This window comes from Bradyrhizobium sp. USDA 336 (assembly GCF_044908355.1).
GTDB lineage: Bacteria > Pseudomonadota > Alphaproteobacteria > Rhizobiales > Xanthobacteraceae > Bradyrhizobium > Bradyrhizobium yuanmingense.
The window spans coordinates 4,318,956-4,339,833 of the sequence record NZ_JBIYDC010000002.1 but is presented as its reverse complement, the minus strand read 5'-3'; the positions used below and the strand labels follow the sequence as shown (position 1 = coordinate 4,339,833).

Genomic DNA, 20,878 nt, shown 5'->3' with positions numbered 1-20,878 from the left:
CTTGATCGACCAAATCGATGGCACCGGGGCTTTGTCCCGGTGCCATTTTCGTTTAGCAATCGAGGCGGTTCTGCTGCGCCGACAAGCCCGGGATCTGGATCAAGGCGCCACTCGGCACGGGCGCGCCGGTCATCGGTCACCCCGCGGCTTTGCAAGGGGCTTCATGCGCTTTCGAACATTTTGCCGTCTTCTGGCTCTCGTCCCGCTTACCTTCGCGCTTGCACCGGTCGGGCCGGTGCTCGGCGCTGCCGCAGAGATGGGCGTCCGCCATCGCATCGATGTGATGGTTTCCGCCGAGCCGGATGCTCCCGTCCTGTCGCGCCTCAAGGGCGCCAGGGGCGAGCTGTCCTTCACGGTTCGCCTCTCGGCGAACTCCAGGGAGAGCAAGTTCTTCGGGATGCTGCGCCCGTCCTTCCCCGACATCGTCGTGCCGGATGGCCCGGGCAAGCCGCTGGTGCAGCAGACCAAGCTCTGGGAGGAGGATGTCTGCCATCAGCGCCGCGGCCTGCCGAAGGTCACCGTGACCCAACTCGGCGGGCATTTTGCGCAAGGCGAGGGGCGGATCGAGATTTCCGCCACCAACCGGCACATCGGCGTCCTGGTCCCGCCCGACGAACTGACCCCCGGAATAAAACTCGATCAGGGGAGTGATAGCTTTGGACTATTCTACGCGTTCCGGGCGCAGAGCCGGAACAGCCGCCTCAACGTGGATCTGAAGATCTATCCGATCGATTGCTTCCTCTAGGCACGAGCAAGGCTCGCAAGACATGACGATGCGCCTTTGGCTTCCCAAGATTCGCTGGTCATGGAGCTTGCCCGCGGCCTTCATCCTGTTCTTCGTGGCCGCCGGCGCGCCGTTTCCGTTCGGCTCGACCAATGATCTGTCGATCGCGTTCTGGTGCCTGTGTCTCGGCATCGCGGTGATTTTCGCGCCGACGCGCGATCTGCGCACGCCGCATCTCTGGCTACTCGCCGGCATCGGCGTGATCGTTGCCGCTTACGCCTTCGTGCTGCACGAGCAGCTGTCCGACCATCCCTTCATCGCGCCATTCCAGCCGATCTGGAAGCAGGCCTCCGATCTGCTCGGCGTGCCGATCGCCCCGTCGGCGTCGATCGTCAAGAACGAGGCGTTCTTCGCGCTCGGCGCGCCGCTCGCCAACATCCTCGCCATCGTGCTTGGCATCACCGTCGGCGCCGATCGGATGCGTGCGCGCCGCCTCGTCTGGGTGATCGCGATCTCCGGCGCGGCCTACGCGCTCTACGGCGTCGCCTCGTTCCTGATCGAGCCCACCATGATCCTGTGGCGGGACAAGACGGCGTATCTCGGCAGCGTCACCGGCACCTTCATCAACCGCAACACGGCGGCGGCCTATTTCGGCTCGGCCGCGGTGATCTGGATGCTCTTGATCCTGGAGGACGTCCGCCGCCGCCTGCCGGAGCGGCATATCGAATGGCGAAGGCTGTCGCTCGACCTGCGCACGATCCCGCCGAAAGAGATCCTGCCGCAGCTCGCCTGCCTGCTGATCTGCCTGATGGCGATGTTCATGACGACCTCGCGCGCCGGCGTCGGCCTGTCGCTGCTGGCGATGATCGTCGCCTTCACGCTGTTCCTGCGCAAGGACCTGCCGCCGCGCACCGGCATCTGGATCTCGCTCGGCGCAGGGCTCGCGGTCGCGCTCGGCCTGTTGCAGCTGCTCGGCGGCCGCGTCTCCAGCCGCTTCGACAGCCAGGGCCTGGTCGACGAGGGCCGCATCGAGGCCTGGAAATCCACGCTCAAAATCATCGCCGACAATCCCTGGTTCGGCACCGGCATGGGCACCTTCCAATGGGCCTTCCCGCCGTACCGCAGCCCCAACATCTCGATTCGCGGCATCTGGGATGCCGCGCATTCGACGCCGCTGGAGCTTGCCTCCGAGGTAGGCATCCCGATGGCGCTGCTGGTGGCGCTCGGCTGGGCGATCATGCTGCTGGTTCTGGCGCGGGGCGTGTTCACCCGCCGGCGCGACGTCATCATCCCGCTGTCCGCGGCGGCGACCGCAACGCTGTCGCTGCTGCATTCGTGCCTCGACTTCACGCTCCAGGTGCCCGGCTACAGCATTCCGTTCTTTGCGCTTTTCGGCGCGGGCCTGGCGCAGTCCTTCTCCAGCCGGGAAGCTCGCCCCGCGACGGATGCCGTCGCCACCGCACCGCGAGGCGAGGGCCGCATCGCAACCGCAGCAACAGCCCCGCGGGCGAAGGGCGAGCTTCACAAAACTGTCTAGATTTGAAGCAGTTGCGCCGTTTACGAAGTCTTTAGAATAAGTGGACAGCTCTTCCCTCTTCCGCTAGGTTCCGCACTGCACAGCCATTTGCCCGGGCCGAGGAATCGGGGCAGCTGATTTTTTGGAGGTTGATTTATGAGCGTTATCAAAATCGCGCTTCGCATGGCTGCTGCCGCGGCCTTCGTCGCGACGATCACGACGGCCGCCAGCGCCGCCGTTTACCCGCCGCAGCGCCAGCTGCCGGCCACCGTCATTTCCGACTTCAAGGCCGCTCCCAACAGCCTCTTGCAGCAATATCCGACCGGCGGCCCGCAGCTGATCTCGCGCGTGCGCGACCTCGGCGCCTCCGATCCCACCACGCTGACGGGGCTGATCGCGCTCCTGAAGGATCGCGCGACCACCCCGGATCAGATGCGCGCGATCGTCGCCGGCCTCGCCCAGGTCGCCCGCATGGCCGCGCAGTCCGACCAGGCCTACGCCAATGAGATCCAGGCCGCGATCGCCAACACCGGCAACGCCGACGTGATCGCCGCCTACCAGGCCGCGACCGGCGACGTCGCGATCGCCGCGACCGGCGGCGGCGCGGGCGGCGGCGGCAGCGGCGCAGGCGGCCCGACCGGCAACAACTTCCCCAACGGCGGCACTGGCGGCGCTGCTGTCAGGTTCGGCAACAACAACAACCCCAACAATCCGCCCGCGACCGTCGGTGGTGGCGTCGGCAGCACCAACAACAGCGTCAGCCCGCGCTGACTGGACCCGGCCCTTTCGGCCGGCCCATGACATTCATTGCAGCGGCGCCGGCGGGCGCCGCTTTGCTTTTGCGCCGTTAAGCTTCCTGTAAAAAGTCGCGTCAAGCGAGCGCTGCACTGCATCGTGCGCGTTCAATTGCAGGCAGGCCTGTGCTAGTGTTGCGCGCAGGGCGGGTTTGGCATCCGGTTTGCTCCGGATAGCCAGCAGGCGTTTTGGCCAGCATTGATCCCAAGAACACACATCGATCCATTTTCAGGAATTGCTAGATGTTGCAGGTGAACAAGCCGACCTCGGAGATCAACCGTGATTTCGCCGAGGCCGACGGCTCCCCGTCGCAGACGCTGACCTCCTATCTCGACATTATCCGCCGCCAGTTCCCGACCATGATCGCAATCGTCTCGGCCTGCGTGATCCTGGCGCTGCTCTACCTCTTCACCGCCGCGCCGCAGTTCACCTCCAAAGCCACCATGGTGATCGACACCCGCAAGGTGCAGTTGTTCCAGCAGCAATCCGTGCTCGGTGACATCGCGGTCGATTCCGCGACGGTGGAAACCCAGGTCGAGATTTTGAAATCTGAGAATATCAGCCTCGCGGTTATCCGCGATCTTCACCTGATCGATGATCCGGAGTTCACTGGGGCCGGCGGCGGCTTACTCGGCGTGGTCGTCGATGTTGTCGCTAATCTGTTCTCCGACGGCCAAGTGGCGTCCGAATTCGAGCGGACCCGGAAGGCATTGGAGCGCTTCGAGAAGAGCCGCGCCATCAAGCGTCTCGGACTCACCTACGTCATGGAGATCGGCTTCACCTCGAAGGACCCCCAGAAAGCAGCAAAGATCGCAAATGCGATTGCGGACGCTTACATCGTAGACCAGCTTGAGGCCAAGTACCAAGCGACGCGCCGCGCCAGTGTATGGCTACAGGACCGCATCAAGGAGCTCCGCACTCAGGCGTCCGCGGCACAGAAGGCCGTAGTTGATTTCAAGACCGCCAACAACATCGTCGACACAGGCGGCCGGCTCATGAACGAACAGCAACTCGCCGAGGTGAACAGCCAGCTCGTCATGGCGCACGCAGCCACCGCCGAAGCCAAGGCGCGGCTCGATCGCATGAACGACATCCAGAAGCAGGAGGTTCCCGACGCCAACGTTGCGGATGCGCTGAAGAACGACACTATCGTCAAGTTGCGCGGTCAATATGTCGACATGGCTTCCAAGGAATCGATCTGGGCGATGAAATACGGCTCGGATCACTTGGCCGCGGTCAACCTCCGCCGTCAGATGGCCGAGATCAAGAAGAACATCATCGACGAGCTGAAGCGTATCCAGGAATCCTACAAGAGCGATTACGACATCGCGATGACCCGCGAGGAAGCGATCAAGTCGAGCCTCGCCAACGTCGTCTCGGAATCGCAACTCACCAACCAGGCCCAGGTGCAGCTCCGCGAGCTCGAGAGCAACGCACAGAGCTACCAGGCGATGTATGACAACTTCCTGCAGCGCTACATGGAGAGCGTGCAGCAGCAGTCGTTTCCGATCACCGAGGCTCGCGTCATCAGCGCTGCTACGACGCCGTTAAAGAAGAGTTACCCCAAGACACTGCTTATACTTGCAGGTGCAATATTCGGTGGGTTCTTATTGAGTTTCGGTGTAGCCATCGCCCGAGAATTCGCGGATAAAGTTTTCAGGACCACGGGTCAGGTCGAGGAGGTTTTGGGCGCAAATTGCATCTCGATCTTGCCGGCGCTCGCAGGAGCTGCGAGCGCTGCAAGTGTCGGGACGCAGTTGGCTAGAAAGAAGAACAATCCCGAGCCGGATTTATTGCGCTATGTGGTCGACAATCCTTTGTCACGCTTCGCGGAAGCGGTGCGCTCGCTGAAAGTAGCGGTCGACCTCAATTCAATTGTGCGCGAGAATCGCGTCTTGGCAGTTACCTCCACTCTGCCCAATGAAGGGAAGAGCACGCTCTCGACCAATCTCGCGCAGCTAATGGCGCATAGCGGTGCGAGGGTGATCTTGGTTGACGCCGATTTGCGCAATCCATCACTATCTCGCGCACTGGTGGCCGATGCCAAAAACGGCCTGGTCGATGTTGTCGCGCAAAAAATGCAATTGGAAGAGGTGCTGATCGTCGATCCCGAGACCAAACTATCGATTCTCCCAGCGGGTACTACCTCGAAGCTGCTGCACACAAACGAGATCCTGGCCTCAAAAGCGATGCACGCGCTCGTCACGTTGCTGCGGTCAAAATATGACTATGTCATTCTGGACATGCCGCCGATGGCGCCGGTGGTCGACGTGCGCGTCACTTCATCCTTTGTCGATTCTTACGTCTTCGTTGTCGAGTGGGGCAAGACAAAGATAGACGTCGTTAGGCACAACTTGCGCGGCTCTCCGGAAATCCAGGATAAGCTGCTTGGCGTTGTCCTAAACAAAGCTGACACGAAAGCGCTAGCGCGCTACGAGTCCTATCACGGACGGTACTACTACCAGAAGCACTATTCCCGCTACGGGTATGTGGAATAGCGTTCGCCTGCGTTCCATGTTGCGTGCGCTGCTATTCTTGCTCGGTCTTCTCGGTGCCTTCTGGTCGCTGGCGGCGCTTCCCTCGTTTTGGCGAACAATTCTTGCCCGCGACGCGACCACACGCATAATTGCCGACGAACGCTTAAAGGTCGGCGCCCTCAACGACATAATGACTCGGATTCAAACTGATCCGGTACCTTCAATTCAGCAACCCGAGCTTCCGCTTGCCGAGGCGCTCATAAGCCTCCGAATTGCTGGAGAAGCGATGGACCAGAAGAACCCGGACAAAGCCGATCGAGATATGCAGACGGCACAACATCATCTAATTTCCGCACTTAGAACGAGTCCTCTGCATTCATATCTTTGGCTGATGCTTTATTCGGTCGATACTATGCGCAACGGCTTCGATCTGAAGGCGGTGAGCTATCTCGATAAGTCTTATCTAACCGGTCCTCACGAGGGTTGGGTCGCCCTTCGGCGCAATCGGCTTGCTCTTGCTATTTTTCCAATGCTCGGAGATCGGAGACAGGAAGCGGTCGTATCTGAATTCGCGGAGATGGTTGATGCGGATCTCACCGAAGAAGCGGCAATGAATCTGAAGGGGATTGGGTGGGCTCAAAGGGACCGGCTATTGGCCGCATTAGGCGAAGTTGATGTGTCTTCTAAGAACAGCCTCTTGAAACGTCTTCAGGCCGATGGGATCAACGTCAAAATTCCCGGACTAGAGTACAGTGAAAGGCCATGGCGCTAATGCCTTGTTTAAAACTTTTAACTGGGATTCTATTGATGGGCAGCATTACAGCTGCTCATGCACAGTCCGGGCCTCCGAAGACGAGACTGACCATCCAAGGTCCGGCTGACCAAGCAAACGGCGGCATCGTAAAAGATGCGCTTGGACGTCCCTGTGTTGATATAGAAGCTGCGGCAAGACCGGAAACGGTGAACCCAGACATGCAGGATCATGTCGTTAGCCTGAAGAATAACTGTCCGAAATTGATCAGAGCGAAGGTTTGCTATTACAACACCGATCGTTGCAGAGATGTCGTTGTGGAGCCATACAAGCGAGTAGATTCAATTCTGGGCACAATGAGAGGCATCAAATTCTTCAGATACTCCGTGATCACGAAATAGGATGCTGATGTCCCCTCAGCAAATTATCGAAATAGTGGATGGTTGACTGCAGTCCTTGCTCGAGTTGTACGGTCGGTTCCCATTCAAGAATCTTTTTTGCGACATTGATATTCGGCTGCCGCTGTTTGGGATCGTCCTGAGGCAGCGGTCTATGTACTATCTTCGACTTCGAGTCGGTTAGCGCCAGAATTCGCTCGGCCAGTTGCCGCATTGTGAACTCCACCGGATTACCCAGGTTGATAGGTCCGGTAACCTCTGAAGGGGTTGCCATCATTTTTACAAGACCGCTCGCAAGGTCATCGACGTAGCAGAAGGATCTAGTCTGCAGGCCATCGCCGTAGAGCGTAATGTCCTCGCCTCGCAACGCTTGAACAATGAAGTTCGAGACTACCCGTCCATCTTGCGGATGCATTCGTGGGCCGTAGGTGTTGAATATCCTGATGACCTTGATTTCCAGCTTGTGCTGGCGGTGATAATCAAAAAAAAGAGTCTCGGCGCAGCGTTTGCCCTCATCGTAGCAGGACCTGGGGCCTATCGGGTTAACGTTACCCCAATAAGATTCTACCTGGGGGTGCACTGTTGGGTCCCCATAGACCTCCGAAGTCGAGGCTTGCAGAATGGGCTTCCTGAGACGTTTTGCGAGGCCGAGCATATTGATCGCCCCCATCACACTGGTCTTCGTCGTTTGAACCGGGTCGAACTGGTAATGCACCGGAGACGCTGGGCAGGCCAAATTGTAAATTTGGTCCACTTCGACATAAAGCGGAAAAGTTACGTCGTGGCGAAGGAGCTCAAATCGCTTCTCGTCTAGAAGATGGGCGATGTTTTGACGTCGGCCGGTGAAGAAATTGTCGACGCAAAGGACCTCATGGCCGTCTTTAAGAAGGCGCTCGCAGAGATGCGATCCAATGAATCCGGCGCCACCCGTGATGAGAATACGCTTGCTAGCAATCAAATTCGACACTTCTATTTCTCCGTACCAGCAGAATTGGTGTGCAGCTTTTCAAAGATTTTTGCGTCCACGAGAAAGCGAAACCAGAATGCTTGCAGAGAGTGGAAGATCAAGCCTTCGCGTCCGTCCAAGAATCCAAGCCGGAGAAAGTACCTGTAGAAGAAGTAGGCAAACGCCCTCCAGAACAGTGGAAACTCGTAGTAACGAGCCTTTGCGTAGCGCTTTCTCTCAATCACGTTTCCCAAGCTTTTCGCTTGGATTTGTCCTTCTTGTGCAATGCCGGTGCCCTGGAGGATGTCATGTGCCTCCATATCGCTCCAGCGGTTGTGGCGCACAGTCCATTCTGACAATGACTGCTCTTGATGGTCGAGCATGAAGGCTCGCAATTGCTTCAATCGACCTTTGCAAACGAAGTGCTGATCGTAGAGGCGGTCCTCACAACGACCGTATCCGACACGGAACAGACGGCAATGCCAAGTTAAAGCGAGGGGGCCGTACTTCAGTGTCCGCCCCATGAAGACCATTCTTCGACCTAGAATGTACCCGTCGAACTCCGAACGGGTCAGATCGAGTTCTCGGATAATGCGGGCCGACTCCGGTTCGAGTTCCTCGTCCGCATCCACATGCATTTGCCACGGGTGCTTCAAGGGAAGATTGTCGATCGCCCAATTGCGCTGGTCGGCATAGTTCTTGAACGGGCGTTGGACGACTTGACAATTATAACGAGAACAAATGGCCAGCGTGTCGTCTGTGCTGAACGAATCCACAATGTGAATGTCGTCTGACAGGATGACCAGCGATTTCAATGTTCGCTCAATCGATGAAGATGAGTTGTAGGTAAGGATAACGATAGAAAGCATATTCATCCTATTCCAGCGAGATCGACAGATCGCCGGACAGCCCCGGTAGTTGTTGCAATTTTCACGCCAGTTGTGCAAATAAGGACAAGAGCTGGGTGAAATGCGAACAGCCGATCGTCCAGATGAGAACCTCTCACCAAGGTGTATATTTCGTATGTAGCGTGCCCCTGTCGTGACTCCGAGTGGGCGGCAAATTCGTAATCCTTCGTTTCTTAGTATAACACTCTGGGACGATGTAAAATCTCTGGCGTTGACATCCAGAAAACATGACTAACGGTGTATCGGCAACCTCGTATATTCATAGGATGGCAGCGTGAGGCTAAGTTCTCGCCTTTCGATGGCTGGTGTTGGCCTCCCAAAGAATGCCCAAAGCTCAAGCAAGCCTGTCGTGAAGTCAACAGCTGCATTTCGTGCGCTGGATCGACGAGCAGGGGTAATCTTCGTGCTCGCTTGGCTGTTCCTAAATGCCGTGGGCATCCTTATTCCGTATGTCTACATCGTCGCCGGCAATCCGGTGTTTCTCGCGAATCGGCTTGGGGTTCAATCGTACGTCGATGAAGCTCTCTTCTACCTTCTGGCTGGAAACGCCTCATTCTTGTTTGGATACTGGGCTTGTTCCGTTACTCACGCCGCAGGAAGCTTTCACCAGGATGATAGTAAGGCGTACGGCAGGGTCTTTCCCTACCTTCTACTTTGGATCTTCTTTTTTATTGCTACTTCGATGCTTCTTGTTGTTGGAGGTAATCTTACTCAAAACATTCTCGCTCTCCTGCAAAAAACCAGAGGAGCAGTCGAAGGCCAAAGCTTTATCTATTTGCTTCTTTCGTTTCTCACGTTTCAGTCTGTTCTGATAAGCCTTTCCAGTATTCGATCCGGTCAAAACAAATGGACGGCGCTCATCATCGCGATGTTGACGCTGATTCTGAGCTTTCTCTGTGGGAGTAGAGTTCGCGCAGCGCTATGTCTGGCCATACCGGCCCTTTACCACGCAGTACATAAGGGGATTCGCCTAAAGTATTTGATGTTAGGCGGCACTCTCATCATCGGGATATTGGCGGCGGGAGCGGTGCTCCGAAGCTCGCTTCACACTGTCCAAAGCTCTGGCGAGCTCGATGAGCAGTTGTTCTCGTCGATGTCGCTACTCGATCCGACAGCGCTGGCCGCAGCAATGGCAGAACGGTTGTCACCTGATCCGTTGGACTCGCTCAAAACTCTAATCCTATGGAACGTCCCAAAGACATTGGTGGGTGAGAAGGAGCTGATCGCTCCTGTTCTTGCTCGATATATGTACTTTGGTGATGTTGACGGCGGCATCACGTTCAGCCTGTATGGCGAGTTTCTCTACTATTTTGGTCCGTTAGTGCTGGTTATAGCGTGCTTCGCAGGCGGCTTTTGCAGTCGGCTCTTAGTTCAGGCATCGAACTCTGATACCTTCCGTGGCCGGTTGTCTTTCGTGGTCGTATCGTACTTCGCGCTCTCGTCGTTACGGAATGGTCTTTTCATCGACCTGTTGGCGTATCTGACGATTGGGGTGCTTGCTGCCGCCAATGTAGCTGCAATTGAGCTTTCGCGGAGAAGGCGATGATTCAAAGCCCTTCTTTCTCGCGCCGGCACCTGCTTGGGGTAGTCGGAACGACAGCGTCACTCGCCTCAACGAGCAGCCTCGCGGCTGAAGAAATGTCGCGCCAGGATGCCTTTTTGAATGTTCAGACTAACTATGGCGCCGTCGGCGATGGCATTCATGACGACACTGCAGCGTTGCAGAGAGCGATTGATGACATCTCTTTGGGACGTAGCAGAGGAGTTCTTTTTCTTCCAGCCGGCACATATCGAGTAACGAACACTCTGCATTTTCCCATCGGCGCTGGGGGCGGCATAATCTCGGGGACCGGCTGTTATCCAGGCGATCCGAGAACGAAGAAGCGCACCGGGCCTCATACGGTCGTTGTTTGGGATGGTGAACCGGGCGGAACTATGTTGTCGGCCGAAGGTAACTTGGGTTGGCAGATAAGCAACGTAACGTTCGTGGGAGCTATGTCTAAAAGAGACCGCCGCGCGGGCGTGATCTATCACTGCAAATATAACAGAGAGTTTGGGAGCGGGTGGGGGCTGTTCCAAGCTTGCTGGTTTGTCGACGCTGACATTGCGCTGAAGATGGGCGACCGCCCGCGTGATTTTGGGTGTGCCGACTATGTTTTTATCCAGATATGCTTCATGTTCTGTGGTGTGGGGGTGCACGTCGGCAACAACCAAGGTGTGAACTATAATTTTCTGTACTTGGGGGCGAATTGGTGCAACTCGGCCATTGTAGCTGAGGAGGGGGGGCACTTTTACATTCAGAATGCCCAAATTGTGGGATGCGGCGATCCGACCACGCACGCATGGACATTTGATTTTAGGAATCTAAATGACAACGCGAGCGTAGTTTCGATCAACGGTCTGCGTGTTGAACAGCATACCAAAACGGTTTTGCGAGCATCCGGTGTAGGTCGCGTTACCATCGTTGGTTATGAGGAAGCGCAGGGCAATCAGGCAACAACGATGATCGAGCTTTCCGGAGTGAGCGCCACGATTGCGCACTCTCGAGCGGTAACGCATAGCCCGGGATTGCCTCACATCAAGCTAATCGACGGAACGCAGCGAGCGAGGTTCGTCGGTACAGATATGTTCTTCGATAGCGAGACCTGGGAAGTCTCGGAATGGTTAAGCTATGCACCTAATTCGAGCGCTGCGCTCGAACGATGCTTCTTCTCAAACCGCGGAAAAAGCATCCCGGCTTGGACCAACGATCCGCTCATTGGTCCAGTAATTCTCATGGCGCGAACCGCCAAAGAGGGCGAGGTCGAACTAACTTTGGCGGGTAGGTCTGGGCTGGATGTGTCGGGTGCGGGCGATAAGATCCTCGTGATCAACACCATCATAACGAACTCTGCATCTGGTGAGGTGATTTCGTTTGCAGATGAGTTCCTCCTGAGCGCGGCCAACGTAATGCGGATCACGCCACGCAATTCTCCAAAAGGAGAGGGGGGAGATTCCTTGAGCCTCCGATTCTCCGATGACAAGCGTAGAGTGCGTCTTTTTGCTAGACTTAAATCCGCTTGTGTTTGCCGATCTCTGGTCGAATTGAGAGGTATCTAGCAGAGCAGCGGAGCTGCATAGAACTCGCCTGTTTCTTTCGACCCGCGGTCACGCAACGGTCATCCGGGTGTCTGGTCCTTTTGTATTGTAGTAAGCTGTGCGGAAGCAGTTGGTTACTAGTAGACCACACGTCGCCTCGAAGCAGAGGAGGGTGCACGCGATCCCATTCAGATCGAATAGCTTCGCCATGATCGCGCTGGGGATAAGGGCTGCGGCAGCAACGATTGCGAGCTGAAGTGAAATCTTGGTATGCTGGTTGGATGCCAATAGCAAATTCAAGGTGAAGTACCAGTAACCGTGAATCGGAAGTGCTAGCGCCATCAGGAAAATGAAGTTCGCGCTCGGTTGAATTGCGCCATGCGTCCAAACATCAACGATAGACTTGCCGAAGAATGCGAAGATCGCAGAAGCTGGTAGCAGAACTATTGCTAACGAGCCGAGGTTCACTGCGACCATGCGTTTGAAGAGATCTGTATGCTTGAGAGCCCACGCGGCTGCCAACTCGGGCATCGTCGCGCGATTGACAACCGCTACAGCCTGGATCGCGGACCTCGTAACGGTGCGAACGGCTGCTAAGGTCGCCGCCGCAGTGGGCGAAATGGCTAACCCGGCAACTAGCAAGGTGCCTTGGAGATTTAGTGATAAGGCGATGGGAATGGCAAGTGCGCCAAATGCGGGAGGAGCCAGTTGTCTTACCTCCGCGAAGGATGCCGCTTGAACACCAAGCGTAAGCCAACGCAATCGGCGACGAAGCAGGAACCCCATAATTAGAGAGCTGATGATTCGCATGCCAAGCATGGTTGCGGCCGCGGAGACGAGATCGCCACCCACGTAAACAGCGACCAAGCTGGCCAGCATCTCAATGGGAAGCCAAGCATCATAAAGTAGGGTGCCAGTCGCATAATTGTGTGTTGCCCGAAAAGCTCCCAGCCAAACCCGAGTATTCATGACAAGTGCGGAGTAGATCAGTAGGTAGAAAAGCACTGCCCGCTCTCGATAGAAGAGTGGAAAATGTGGAAGCAGCACGAAGATTGCAATTGTCGCGAGCGCAATCACAACGACGGACAAGAAGCCGTTGAGGAGCCACACGCTCTGAAAAGTACACTTGAGTTGTTGTAATTCACCTCTAGCGAACTGCCCTGACATCTTGCTTGTGGCAGCAGAAGAAAAGCCAAGATCTGAAAGCGCGAGGTAGCTGGGGATAGTACTCAGCATGACCCACACCCCGTATCGCTCGAGTCCCCAGGAGTAAGTTAGGATGGGAACAGACGCGATTTGGGCAATAGCTAGTAGAATAACGCTACCAGCGCTGACTGCCGTTCCAGAGACGACTCGTCGCAGCGGTGTCATTTAATCGTCGGCTGTTGCGTATCCAAGATAAGTTCAAGCAGACGCGATTGGTTTTTTCGCAAGTCGAAGCGGTTGAGAAAGAGTTGGCGGGCGGCTTTTCCGATTTGCTCGCGGCGCTCGGGCCGGAGTTTCGAGAAATCCTTAAGGAGTTTAGTGATACCCTCCTCCGTATCGTTGGCAACTAGGCCAGCGCCATCCTGTTCGATCTCGCGCCAGATGTTGATCTTGTTCGTGATGAGAACGGGCTTCCCACAGGCGAGCGCTTCAGCAACGACAATACCGAAGTTCTCTGAGTGGGAGGGAAGGACGAATGCCTCGCAGGCATGGAAGGCTCCCCACTTCTCGTCGCCTTTCAACATTCCGGTCCAATGCACGCGATCGGCAATTCCAAGTTGTGCTGCGCGAGTCGCCAAATTGGCCTTCATGCCGATCTGATCGGGACCTGCCATAACTAGCTGTAATTCGGGGTCATGAGTTGCGAGTTTTGCGAACGCCTCAATGAGAATGTCGCATCCCTTCTTCGGGTGAATTCGACTGAGAAAGAGCATAAAGGGGCGATCTGCTAGCTCTGGCAGAGTACTTCGAAAGGCGCGGCTTTGCGCCGCGGCGTCACCGGTCGGATCGTTTGTCCCATATCCGACAACAAACTCATTGATGCGGTATGGCCAAAAAGCCCCTCTTGCCGATCTTCGTTCTTCCTCACTCGTAAAGATTACTCCTCGCGCGTGTCTCAGTAGGGGCCCTTCGCTAACTAGCCAAGATAACTGCTTAACTAGGTGCTTGAGCGGGTAAGCTCTTCGAAACCATGGGTCCAGCATTCCGTGAGTAAATACGAAATAAGGAACCCCCGCGCGTGGGAGGACCTTCCGGCAGGCGAATGCGCAATAGTTCCACAACCCACTCACTATGATGACATCGTAGTCTCTCGCATGCTCTCGCAGCCAAAGCCCAAGATGCCGGCTGTACCGGTATCGTCGTAAAATCGGCAAAATCCAACGCGGCCATTTGGTGTGGCCCGTAGCAATGACGGGATAGGGAAAATCGATGACCCAAGGGTCATTTGGCGAGTCGAGCGTTACGGCCGTGCAGTGGTGTCCCATCTCCTGAAGGGTTCGAGCCGATTGAAGGAAGCCTTCGATTGGGCCACCGTCCCGGGGATCTGTGCTCGCGATAACCCGAAGTATTCTAAGCGATTGCGACGAGTTCGCAGCTGGTGGGCGTTCGATGGTTTGGCAACATTCAATCAACTTTGGTCTCCCCTATACGGGAAAATAGGAAGTCGGCCTGCACCGGACCCCGCTTTCTGTCAACATGTTGATTAAAGACACCTCTGAGATGAAATCCCTGGTGAAAGAAGAAATCGATAATTGCCGGTACTAACGCCTGGCCCTTGTACAATTCAACAAACGAAGCTTCGACGTAAGCGTCATCAAAAAGAGAAAGCATTGATTGGCAGCCCTTCAGTGCTTCCAGCTCGTAGCCTTGAACGTCTATTTTCAATAATGCTGGTCTCGTGATCTCTTGCGGCGTGAGTACTCGCTCGAGAGTGGAGATGGTAATTTCCTGCTTCTCTGCGACGTGTGTCTGGAAAATTGCACGCTGCATTTCACCGGGCTGCAACAGCGACGATGAATCGTTTTGCACAGTGATGAACATTGATGATTTGGAGTTTTGTGGTCCGATTGCTGTTTGGTGTATGCGCGCACCAGAATCCCCGTCGAAAATCTCGAGATAGACGCTACAGCAAGCGGGAATCGGCTCGAAACTCTCTATTCGTATGCCAGGAAACATCCCTCTAGCAAACAAAGCGAACTGCCCCTTGTTGGCGCCAAGATCAACGAGTGTGGCATACCGCTTCCCTCTAAAAGCCTCTTCATGTTCGACGCTAGGTCCCACACCTAGTTGCAGTGCTCGACGCCCAGGCCTTGAACGCAAGGAATGCAACACCTTGCGAGCACGTATCAGAAACAAATTCATGGCGTGGGAGGATCTCGTGTCTGTCAAACAGTAAGGAATGGTAACCGATAGAGTCAGTAGGCTGTCGGGCGGCCGAATGCGACGACCAGCGTAAGGACCATGATCCTCACATCCAACCACAAGCTCCAATTATTGATGTACCACAGGTCATACTCCACGCGCTTCTGCATCAGGTCGAGCGTGCGGGTTTCTCCGCGATAACCATTAACCTGGGCCCAGCCGGTGATGCCGGGCTTGACGTGGTGGCGGAAGGCGTAGTTGCCGATGATCTGCTCATATTCGTCGTTGTGGGCGGCCGCGTGCGGGCGGGGGCCGACCAGCGACATGTCGCCCTTGAGCACGTTGAAGAGCTGCGGCAGCTCGTCGATCGAGGTCTTGCGCAGCCATCTGCCGATGGGCGTGACGCGCGGGTCGTTCTTCTGCGCCTGCACGATCGTCGGGCCGTCCTCGAGCACGCGCATGGTGCGGAACTTGAAGATCCTGAACGCGCGCCCGCCGAAGCCGTGGCGGGTCTGGCGGAAGAACACCGGGCCCTTCGAGCTCAGCTTGATCAGGATCGCGGTCACCAGCATCACCGGCGCGAACACGAGCAGCGCAAGGCTGGCGCCGGAAAGGTCCAGCGTGCGCTTGAGCGCGCGCTCCTTCCAGGACAGCGGCGCGCGGCGCAGCTCGGCGGTGAAGGTGTTGCCGGTGCCGACCAGCGGATAGCGCAGGAAACGGGCCGTGTTGGGGTCCGGCACCAGGTGCACCGGCAGGGGGAGGATCTTCAGCGCGTCCAGGATGCTGTCGATCGCATGCCGCCGGCTCCAGTTGATCAGGAGGAAGACGTGCTCGATGCGCTCTTCGCGCGCGTAATTGATCAGCTCCTCGAAGCGCGGCGCCAGCGAGGACAGCAGCAGCGGCGAGGCCAGCTCCTTGGCCGGAATCTCCATCACCCGCATCAGGCGGTAGCCGTGCTGGCCGAGGTCCTCGACCGCGTTGGACGAGGTGGCAAGGCCGAACTCGGCGATCAGCAGCGCCCGCCCGTTGGCGAAGGCGCCGGTGCGCAAGGCATGCGCGGTCCAGCGCGCCGCGATCGTCTTCCAGGCGAGCAGCGCGGCAAGGCCGACCAGGTAGAAGGAGATGGTGGTGCCGCGGGAAAACTCGTCGCTGACCTTCATCGTGAAGGCGATCGCCAGCAGCGCGCCGAACAGGAAGGTCCAGGTCGTCAGCGTCGTCCGGAACGTGCGGGGCAGGTTGGTGACCGTCTTGAGGCGATAGCCCTGCTGCACGAGGGTCAGCAGCACGAAGTTGATGGCCACCAGCACGCTCGCCGCCGCATAGACGTCCGCCTTGCCGAGCGTGCCCGCGGTAGCGAGGTGATACCCGACCGCGCATCCGATGCCGCTGACCACGATCAGCGCCGCATCCACCACCGCCAGCAGCCGTTCGACAACCACAGGTCGTAGCCAGCTCAGCGCAAAGCCTCCAGATGCGGGCGCGACTGACTCGACAACCCGGATTTCCGCAGCAGAATCAGCGACGGGCACCGGCCTTGTGGAAAGAATTGTCATCCTGCCAAATCCATTGACGTCAAAATTCACTAGCCCGAACAAGCCGTGCTATCGGGCAAAATCGCTGTTAAAACAAGGCGAAGGAAAAATTAACCTTACCCCACAAGCGTGCATTGTAGCTCATCCCGCCTCGACTGATATGTTAAATTTCACAACCCGTTAGGAAGTCCTCGTTGCCTCGCACCCAGACCCGGCGGCGAACCCGGCCGAGCGGGAAGCGCTACCTCGCCATTGGCCTTGCGGCCGTCGCTTTGGTGGGACTTGTGCTTCTGCTTCTGCGTCCCGATGCGGCGCCCCTCCGAGCTCCAACAGCGTCCAGGCCCGTCGCCATCAAGCTCCTCCTCGATGGGCCGTATGGCGCGCGGTTTGCCGGGGAGCTCGCCGCATCCAGGCAGGGATATTTCTCCTCCCGCATCGAGGTGTCGGCGCAGCCCGGTCCCGACTTCGTCCAAACCATTGCACGCCAACATGCCATCGGCGTGACGAGCGGCCAGAACTTCCTGCTGGCGAGCTGGCGCGGCGTCCCCGTGACTGCGTTTGCCGCAAGCTTCCTCGACACCTCTGTCGCGATCTTCACGCTCGAAAGCTCCGGCTTGCGGCGGCCGGCCGATCTGGTCGGAAAGCGGGTCGGATACCGCAGGGCGAGTGAGGGAGACGTCGTCTTCGATGCCATGATGGCGCAGCTCGGGCTGCCCCGAAGCCAGATCACCAAGGTGCCAGACCGCGACAGCTTCGAAGCCCTGCGGTCCGGGGAGGTGGATGCGATCATCGCCGCCATCGACGGGCAACCGGATCCCACCAGCTCGACCTTCGTGAAGCTGAACGTCATCAAACCGCAAGATTACGGTATCCATGTTCCTGGCCTAGTCTACTTCGCGAGCAATACTCTCGTCCATGAACAGCCATCCATGATTGCCGATGTCCTTCAGGGCCTCATTCGAGGATGGCAATTCACCTACGCGGACTATGCACGGAGCGTGCCCGTTCTTACGGGTACCGGACCGGCTGGCCTGAACCCTGAGCGGCTGAAGTTCGAGCTGCAGCAGCAGCGCCCGCTGGTGCTGCCGACGGGCGGCCGCATCGGCGATTACGACGAAAGCCGCTGGCGGACGCTTCGGGATATCCTTCTCTTCGCCAAGCTGGGCGAGGAAGACGTGTCTTTGGCTCAAACGGTCAGCTACCAGTTCTTGCGGGATGTGTACCGCCGTTCACCCGACCTCGCGGCTCCAGGCGCGTGGAGCCAGGACAAATAGGACCAAAAAATAGGACCAAGAAGCCACACTTGCGCGCTATATCGTCCCAAAAGGCCCTCGGCCGCCCCAGCATCGGTTGCATTTCCGTCGGTGGCCTTGGTAAAGTTCGGTTCACTATTTGGGCTAGTTGCGGAGTGGCTTTACGGACCGTGACGTTGGTCGGCTGGGGTCTGGCAAGCGCGGGTCGGGGTTCAAATCCGCAGGGGCGAGGAGCTTTTTAGATGTTCAAGACGTTGATGCGAGCAGGTCTTTTGACTGCAACCCTTACCTTCTGCGCAGCGAGCGGAGCGAGCGCCGCAATGCAGATGCCCGCGCCGGCCGCCCTGCTCACAGGCGGGAGCCAGGTAACGCCCGTTACGTTCTGGGCGCAGCCGTATCCCTACCGGTATGTGCCGCGGCGCCATTGTCCGTTGGTGCGGGTCGAGACACCCTATGGCTGGTACATGGATCGCGTTTGCGCGCCGGTCGGTCCGGTCCTGCGTCGGGCGTACTGAGATCGAAGTAAACCGAGCGGCGGCTGCCGCCTGTCACCGATCGTTTTCAAGGCAGTCGCGCAATTGATGCGGCTGCCTTGCTCGTTTTTGTTTCATTGTGTGCTGATCATTTGTGCGCGCAGCGCAGGTTCACCATGAATATCTTTGTCGGGCCGGGACAGGCTGTCGCATGGTGAAGATTGTGTTAGCAGTTCGGCGGGGCTGCATCGGCAGCGTGATTGCGTAAAGCGGCTGGTCGCCGGATCTCGCCATGTGGTGCGATCCAGGCAGCCGGATGCTGATAGAGGATACGATGACAGGGGCATCAACCTACGATCTCACGGGCAAACGTGTCTTCGTCGCGGGTCACCGCGGCATGGTTGGATCAGCTGTCGTCCGCCGGCTTGCATCGGAGAATTGCACCGTGCTCACGGCTGATCGGCGCGAGCTGGATCTGACGAAGGAAGAACCCACGCTCAAATGGCTCGAGGCCAATCGCCCGGACGTCGTGATTCATGCCGCTGCAAAGGTCGGCGGTATCGCAGCCAACAACAATTTCCCCGTCGACTTTCTCTGCGACAACCTTGCGCTGGAATTGAGCGTGATCCGCGCAAGTCACGCGGTTGGTGTGCGGCGCCTGCTGTTCCTCGGCTCGTCCTGCATCTATCCCAAGCACGCCAAGCAGCCGATCGCTGAAAGCGAATTGTTGACAGGACCGCTCGAACCGACCAACGAGTGGTATGCGATCGCCAAGATTGCCGGCCTCAAGATGTGCCAGGCGTATCGTCGGCAATATGGCGACGATTTCATCTCCGTGATGCCGACCAATCTCTACGGCCGCGGCGACAATTATCATCCGGACCATAGTCATGTGCCGGCCGCATTGATCCGACGTTTCCACGAAGCCAAGCTCGCCAATGCACCCAGCGTTTCCGTGTGGGGCACCGGCACGCCGCTCCGCGAATTCCTCAACGTCGATGATTTTGCGGATGCCTGCGTTTTCCTTCTGAAGAACTATTCGAGTGACCTGCCGATCAATGTCGGCACTGGCGACGAATTGTCGATTGCCGAGTTCGCGGCAGCGGTCGCGGAGGTCGTGGGCTACGGGGGCAAGCTCGCGTTCGATACATCCAAGCCTGACGGGACACCACGCAAGCTGCTGGATAGCTCGAGAATCCGAGCACTTGGTTGGCAGCCGAAAGTTGCCTTGCGGACCGGCCTTGCAGCCGCCTACGCAGATTATCTTCATGGCTACGGGCGTCATCTGGAAGTCGGCGCAACGCGCTGAGTAGACTAGTTAGATTGCTAGAGTTTTTTTATTCTGAAGTTTGAATTGGGGCGGGCTTTATGCGTGTTCTCTTGGTCGGCATCAATTATGCCCCCGATCTGATCGGTGTGGCGAAATACAACGCCGAGCTCTGCGAAAGTCTGGTCGCCGAAGGCCATGAAGTCAGAGTGATTACGGCGCCTCCCTATTACCCCGCCTGGAAAATCCCTCCTGCATTCAATTCCTCGTACTTCAGATCGAGAGATGTTGACGGAGTTCGAGTAACGCGTACGCCGATTTATGTGCCCGGACATCCCTCTGGCGTCAAACGGCTAGTCCATCACGCTTCATTCGCGCTCACGAGCTCGGCCCCGGTTCTTCTTGAGGCGCTATCCTGGCGGCCCGACGTCATGATCGCTGTCGCACCTTCGCTGATGTCGGCAGCCTTCGTCTCGTTCGTCGCTCGTCGCGTCGGCGCCAAATCATGGCTTCACGTGCAGGATTTGGAGGTGGATGCGGCGTTCGATCTTGGTTTGCTGCGCAATCCTTCTCTGCGGAAGTGGATGCTTCGAGTCGAAGCGGCGATCCTTAAGTCATTCGATAACGTTTCAACCATCTCTCATGCGATGGTGGAGCGATTGAGGATCAAGGGATTGCGGCCCGACAAAACCGCGGAAGTGAGAAACTGGATCGACACGACTGCGATCTGCCCGGGGCCTCGAGCGACCAAATACCGTCAACAACTGAACCTGGCTGAGAGCGATATCGTTGGACTTTATTCCGGCACGATGTCCAACAAGCAGGGTCTTGAACTCGTGATCGAGGCCGCGATTGGCCTGGAGCGAAGTCATCCGCATATCCACTTCATCCTTGCAGGCGAAGGGCCTCACAAGATGAGGCTCGAGCAGCTTGCAGCCGGACATCGCAATATCCACTTTCTCGGGCTTCAGCCCAATGACAGCTTCAATCAATTGATGGCCACGGCCGATTTCCATCTGATTCCGCAGAAGGCCGAGGCCGCCGATCTCGTGTTGCCCTCGAAGCTCGGCGCGATCTTCGCATCTGCTCGGCCGGTCATTGCGATGGCTGAAGAAGGTACCGGCCTCGCGGCGGAAGTCACGAATGCAGGCCTCGTGATTCCACCGGGAGATTCGTCGGCTCTCGAGCTTGCAATCTGCCAGCTCAGCGACGCGCCCGCCCTGCGTGAGCATTACGGCGAAGAAGGGAGAAGGCGAGCCCTTGATCGCTGGGATCGACGCACGATCGTGCGCCGGTGGTCGGACGCCATGACAGGGCAGGGCAATGCGACAGGGCGGACGAATGCCAGCCCGACGGGCTCTGCCAACGATATTGGGCTTCCGGTGGAGGATGCCGTTCGATTGCCATGAGGC

The 20,878-nt window shown here is 57.5% G+C and carries 16 protein-coding genes; 10 read left to right on the top strand and 6 right to left on the bottom strand.

Translation table 11 applies throughout. The annotated features are described in order from the left end of the window. The first annotated feature begins 1 nt into the window (after window position 1). The 5 genes from ABIA45_RS21160 to ABIA45_RS21140 all read left to right on the top strand — a co-directional run bounded on the left by ABIA45_RS21160 (window position 2) and on the right by ABIA45_RS21140 (window position 6,284). Window positions 2-745 (top strand): hypothetical protein, encoded by a 744-nt coding sequence (locus tag ABIA45_RS21160; protein ID WP_404653484.1) that lies wholly within the window; start codon window positions 2-4, stop codon window positions 743-745. A gap of 22 nt (window positions 746-767) precedes the next feature. Further along, window positions 768-2,261, top strand: coding sequence for an O-antigen ligase family protein (locus ABIA45_RS21155; protein WP_404653483.1), 1,494 nt, complete (start codon window positions 768-770; stop codon window positions 2,259-2,261). A gap of 135 nt (window positions 2,262-2,396) precedes the next feature. Then, the gene (locus tag ABIA45_RS21150) at window positions 2,397-3,011 is read left to right on the top strand and encodes a hypothetical protein (protein WP_404653482.1); all 615 of its coding nucleotides are present in this window, start codon (window positions 2,397-2,399) and stop codon (window positions 3,009-3,011) included. A gap of 266 nt (window positions 3,012-3,277) precedes the next feature. Then, window positions 3,278-5,533, top strand: a complete 2,256-nt coding sequence (locus ABIA45_RS21145; RefSeq protein WP_404653480.1) for a polysaccharide biosynthesis tyrosine autokinase — start codon at window positions 3,278-3,280, stop codon at window positions 5,531-5,533. Between the two features lie 16 nt (window positions 5,534-5,549). Next, window positions 5,550-6,284, top strand: a complete 735-nt coding sequence (locus ABIA45_RS21140; protein WP_404653479.1) for a hypothetical protein — start codon at window positions 5,550-5,552, stop codon at window positions 6,282-6,284. A 369-nt stretch (window positions 6,285-6,653) separates the two neighbouring features. Here the strand turns inward: ABIA45_RS21140 and ABIA45_RS21135 are convergent, their stop codons facing one another. Together ABIA45_RS21135 and ABIA45_RS21130 are read right to left on the bottom strand one after the other, a co-directional pair. Continuing rightward, window positions 6,654-7,619: a UDP-glucuronic acid decarboxylase family protein gene (locus ABIA45_RS21135; protein ID WP_404655721.1), complete on the bottom strand. Its 966-nt coding sequence runs from the start codon at window positions 7,617-7,619 to the stop codon at window positions 6,654-6,656. A gap of 11 nt (window positions 7,620-7,630) precedes the next feature. Then, window positions 7,631-8,476: a glycosyltransferase family 2 protein gene (locus tag ABIA45_RS21130; RefSeq protein WP_404655720.1), complete on the bottom strand. Its 846-nt coding sequence runs from the start codon at window positions 8,474-8,476 to the stop codon at window positions 7,631-7,633. A 388-nt stretch (window positions 8,477-8,864) separates the two neighbouring features. Between ABIA45_RS21130 and ABIA45_RS21125 the strand changes: the two genes are divergently transcribed. Together ABIA45_RS21125 and ABIA45_RS21120 are read left to right on the top strand one after the other, a co-directional pair. Then, window positions 8,865-10,061, top strand: coding sequence for an O-antigen polymerase (locus ABIA45_RS21125; protein WP_404653477.1), 1,197 nt, complete (start codon window positions 8,865-8,867; stop codon window positions 10,059-10,061). Further along, window positions 10,058-11,614 carry a glycosyl hydrolase family 28-related protein gene (locus ABIA45_RS21120; RefSeq protein WP_404653476.1) on the top strand — a complete coding sequence of 519 codons (1,557 nt, stop codon included), beginning with the start codon at window positions 10,058-10,060 and terminating at the stop codon, window positions 11,612-11,614. Before ABIA45_RS21125 ends, ABIA45_RS21120 begins: the two co-directional genes overlap by 4 nt. A gap of 48 nt (window positions 11,615-11,662) precedes the next feature. On the opposite strand, the gene ABIA45_RS21115 is transcribed toward ABIA45_RS21120, so the two are convergent. The 4 genes from ABIA45_RS21115 to ABIA45_RS21100 form a co-directional block, all read right to left on the bottom strand. After that, window positions 11,663-12,829, bottom strand: coding sequence for a hypothetical protein (locus ABIA45_RS21115; protein ID WP_404653475.1), 1,167 nt, complete (start codon window positions 12,827-12,829; stop codon window positions 11,663-11,665). A gap of 131 nt (window positions 12,830-12,960) precedes the next feature. After that, window positions 12,961-14,211 (bottom strand): glycosyltransferase, encoded by a 1,251-nt coding sequence (locus tag ABIA45_RS21110; RefSeq protein ID WP_404653473.1) that lies wholly within the window; start codon window positions 14,209-14,211, stop codon window positions 12,961-12,963. Continuing rightward, complete coding sequence (locus ABIA45_RS21105) at window positions 14,204-14,941, bottom strand: FkbM family methyltransferase (RefSeq protein WP_404653472.1); 738 nt, start codon at window positions 14,939-14,941, stop codon at window positions 14,204-14,206. The genes ABIA45_RS21110 and ABIA45_RS21105 overlap by 8 nt, the downstream gene beginning before the upstream one ends. Before the next feature lie 53 nt (window positions 14,942-14,994). Further along, the gene (locus ABIA45_RS21100; protein WP_404653471.1) at window positions 14,995-16,494 is read right to left on the bottom strand and encodes an undecaprenyl-phosphate glucose phosphotransferase; all 1,500 of its coding nucleotides are present in this window, start codon (window positions 16,492-16,494) and stop codon (window positions 14,995-14,997) included. 173 nt (window positions 16,495-16,667) lie between these two features. On the opposite strand from ABIA45_RS21100, the gene ABIA45_RS21095 reads away from it, so the two are divergent. The 3 genes from ABIA45_RS21095 to ABIA45_RS21085 all read left to right on the top strand — a co-directional run bounded on the left by ABIA45_RS21095 (window position 16,668) and on the right by ABIA45_RS21085 (window position 20,875). Then, complete coding sequence (locus tag ABIA45_RS21095; protein WP_404653469.1) at window positions 16,668-17,747, top strand: ABC transporter substrate-binding protein; 1,080 nt, start codon at window positions 16,668-16,670, stop codon at window positions 17,745-17,747. A 786-nt stretch (window positions 17,748-18,533) separates the two neighbouring features. Continuing rightward, complete coding sequence (locus ABIA45_RS21090; RefSeq protein WP_404653468.1) at window positions 18,534-19,508, top strand: GDP-L-fucose synthase family protein; 975 nt, start codon at window positions 18,534-18,536, stop codon at window positions 19,506-19,508. A 59-nt stretch (window positions 19,509-19,567) separates the two neighbouring features. Next, the gene (locus ABIA45_RS21085; RefSeq protein ID WP_404653466.1) at window positions 19,568-20,875 is read left to right on the top strand and encodes a WcaI family glycosyltransferase; all 1,308 of its coding nucleotides are present in this window, start codon (window positions 19,568-19,570) and stop codon (window positions 20,873-20,875) included. Window positions 20,876-20,878 lie beyond the last annotated feature (3 nt).

Coding starts and splice junctions, on each gene's coding strand:
- ABIA45_RS21155 (WP_404653483.1), top strand. CDS start 768: ATGACGATGCGCCTTTGGCTTCCCAAGATTCGCTGGTCATGGAGCTTG.
- ABIA45_RS21150 (WP_404653482.1), top strand. CDS start 2,397: ATGAGCGTTATCAAAATCGCGCTTCGCATGGCTGCTGCCGCGGCCTTC.
- ABIA45_RS21145 (WP_404653480.1), top strand. CDS start 3,278: ATGTTGCAGGTGAACAAGCCGACCTCGGAGATCAACCGTGATTTCGCC.
- ABIA45_RS21140 (WP_404653479.1), top strand. CDS start 5,550: ATGTTGCGTGCGCTGCTATTCTTGCTCGGTCTTCTCGGTGCCTTCTGG.
- ABIA45_RS21130 (WP_404655720.1), bottom strand. CDS start 8,476: ATGCTTTCTATCGTTATCCTTACCTACAACTCATCTTCATCGATTGAG.
- ABIA45_RS21120 (WP_404653476.1), top strand. CDS start 10,058: ATGATTCAAAGCCCTTCTTTCTCGCGCCGGCACCTGCTTGGGGTAGTC.
- ABIA45_RS21115 (WP_404653475.1), bottom strand. CDS start 12,829: ATGCTGAGTACTATCCCCAGCTACCTCGCGCTTTCAGATCTTGGCTTT.
- ABIA45_RS21105 (WP_404653472.1), bottom strand. CDS start 14,941: ATGAATTTGTTTCTGATACGTGCTCGCAAGGTGTTGCATTCCTTGCGT.
- ABIA45_RS21100 (WP_404653471.1), bottom strand. CDS start 16,494: ATGACAATTCTTTCCACAAGGCCGGTGCCCGTCGCTGATTCTGCTGCG.
- ABIA45_RS21090 (WP_404653468.1), top strand. CDS start 18,534: ATGACAGGGGCATCAACCTACGATCTCACGGGCAAACGTGTCTTCGTC.
- ABIA45_RS21085 (WP_404653466.1), top strand. CDS start 19,568: ATGCGTGTTCTCTTGGTCGGCATCAATTATGCCCCCGATCTGATCGGT.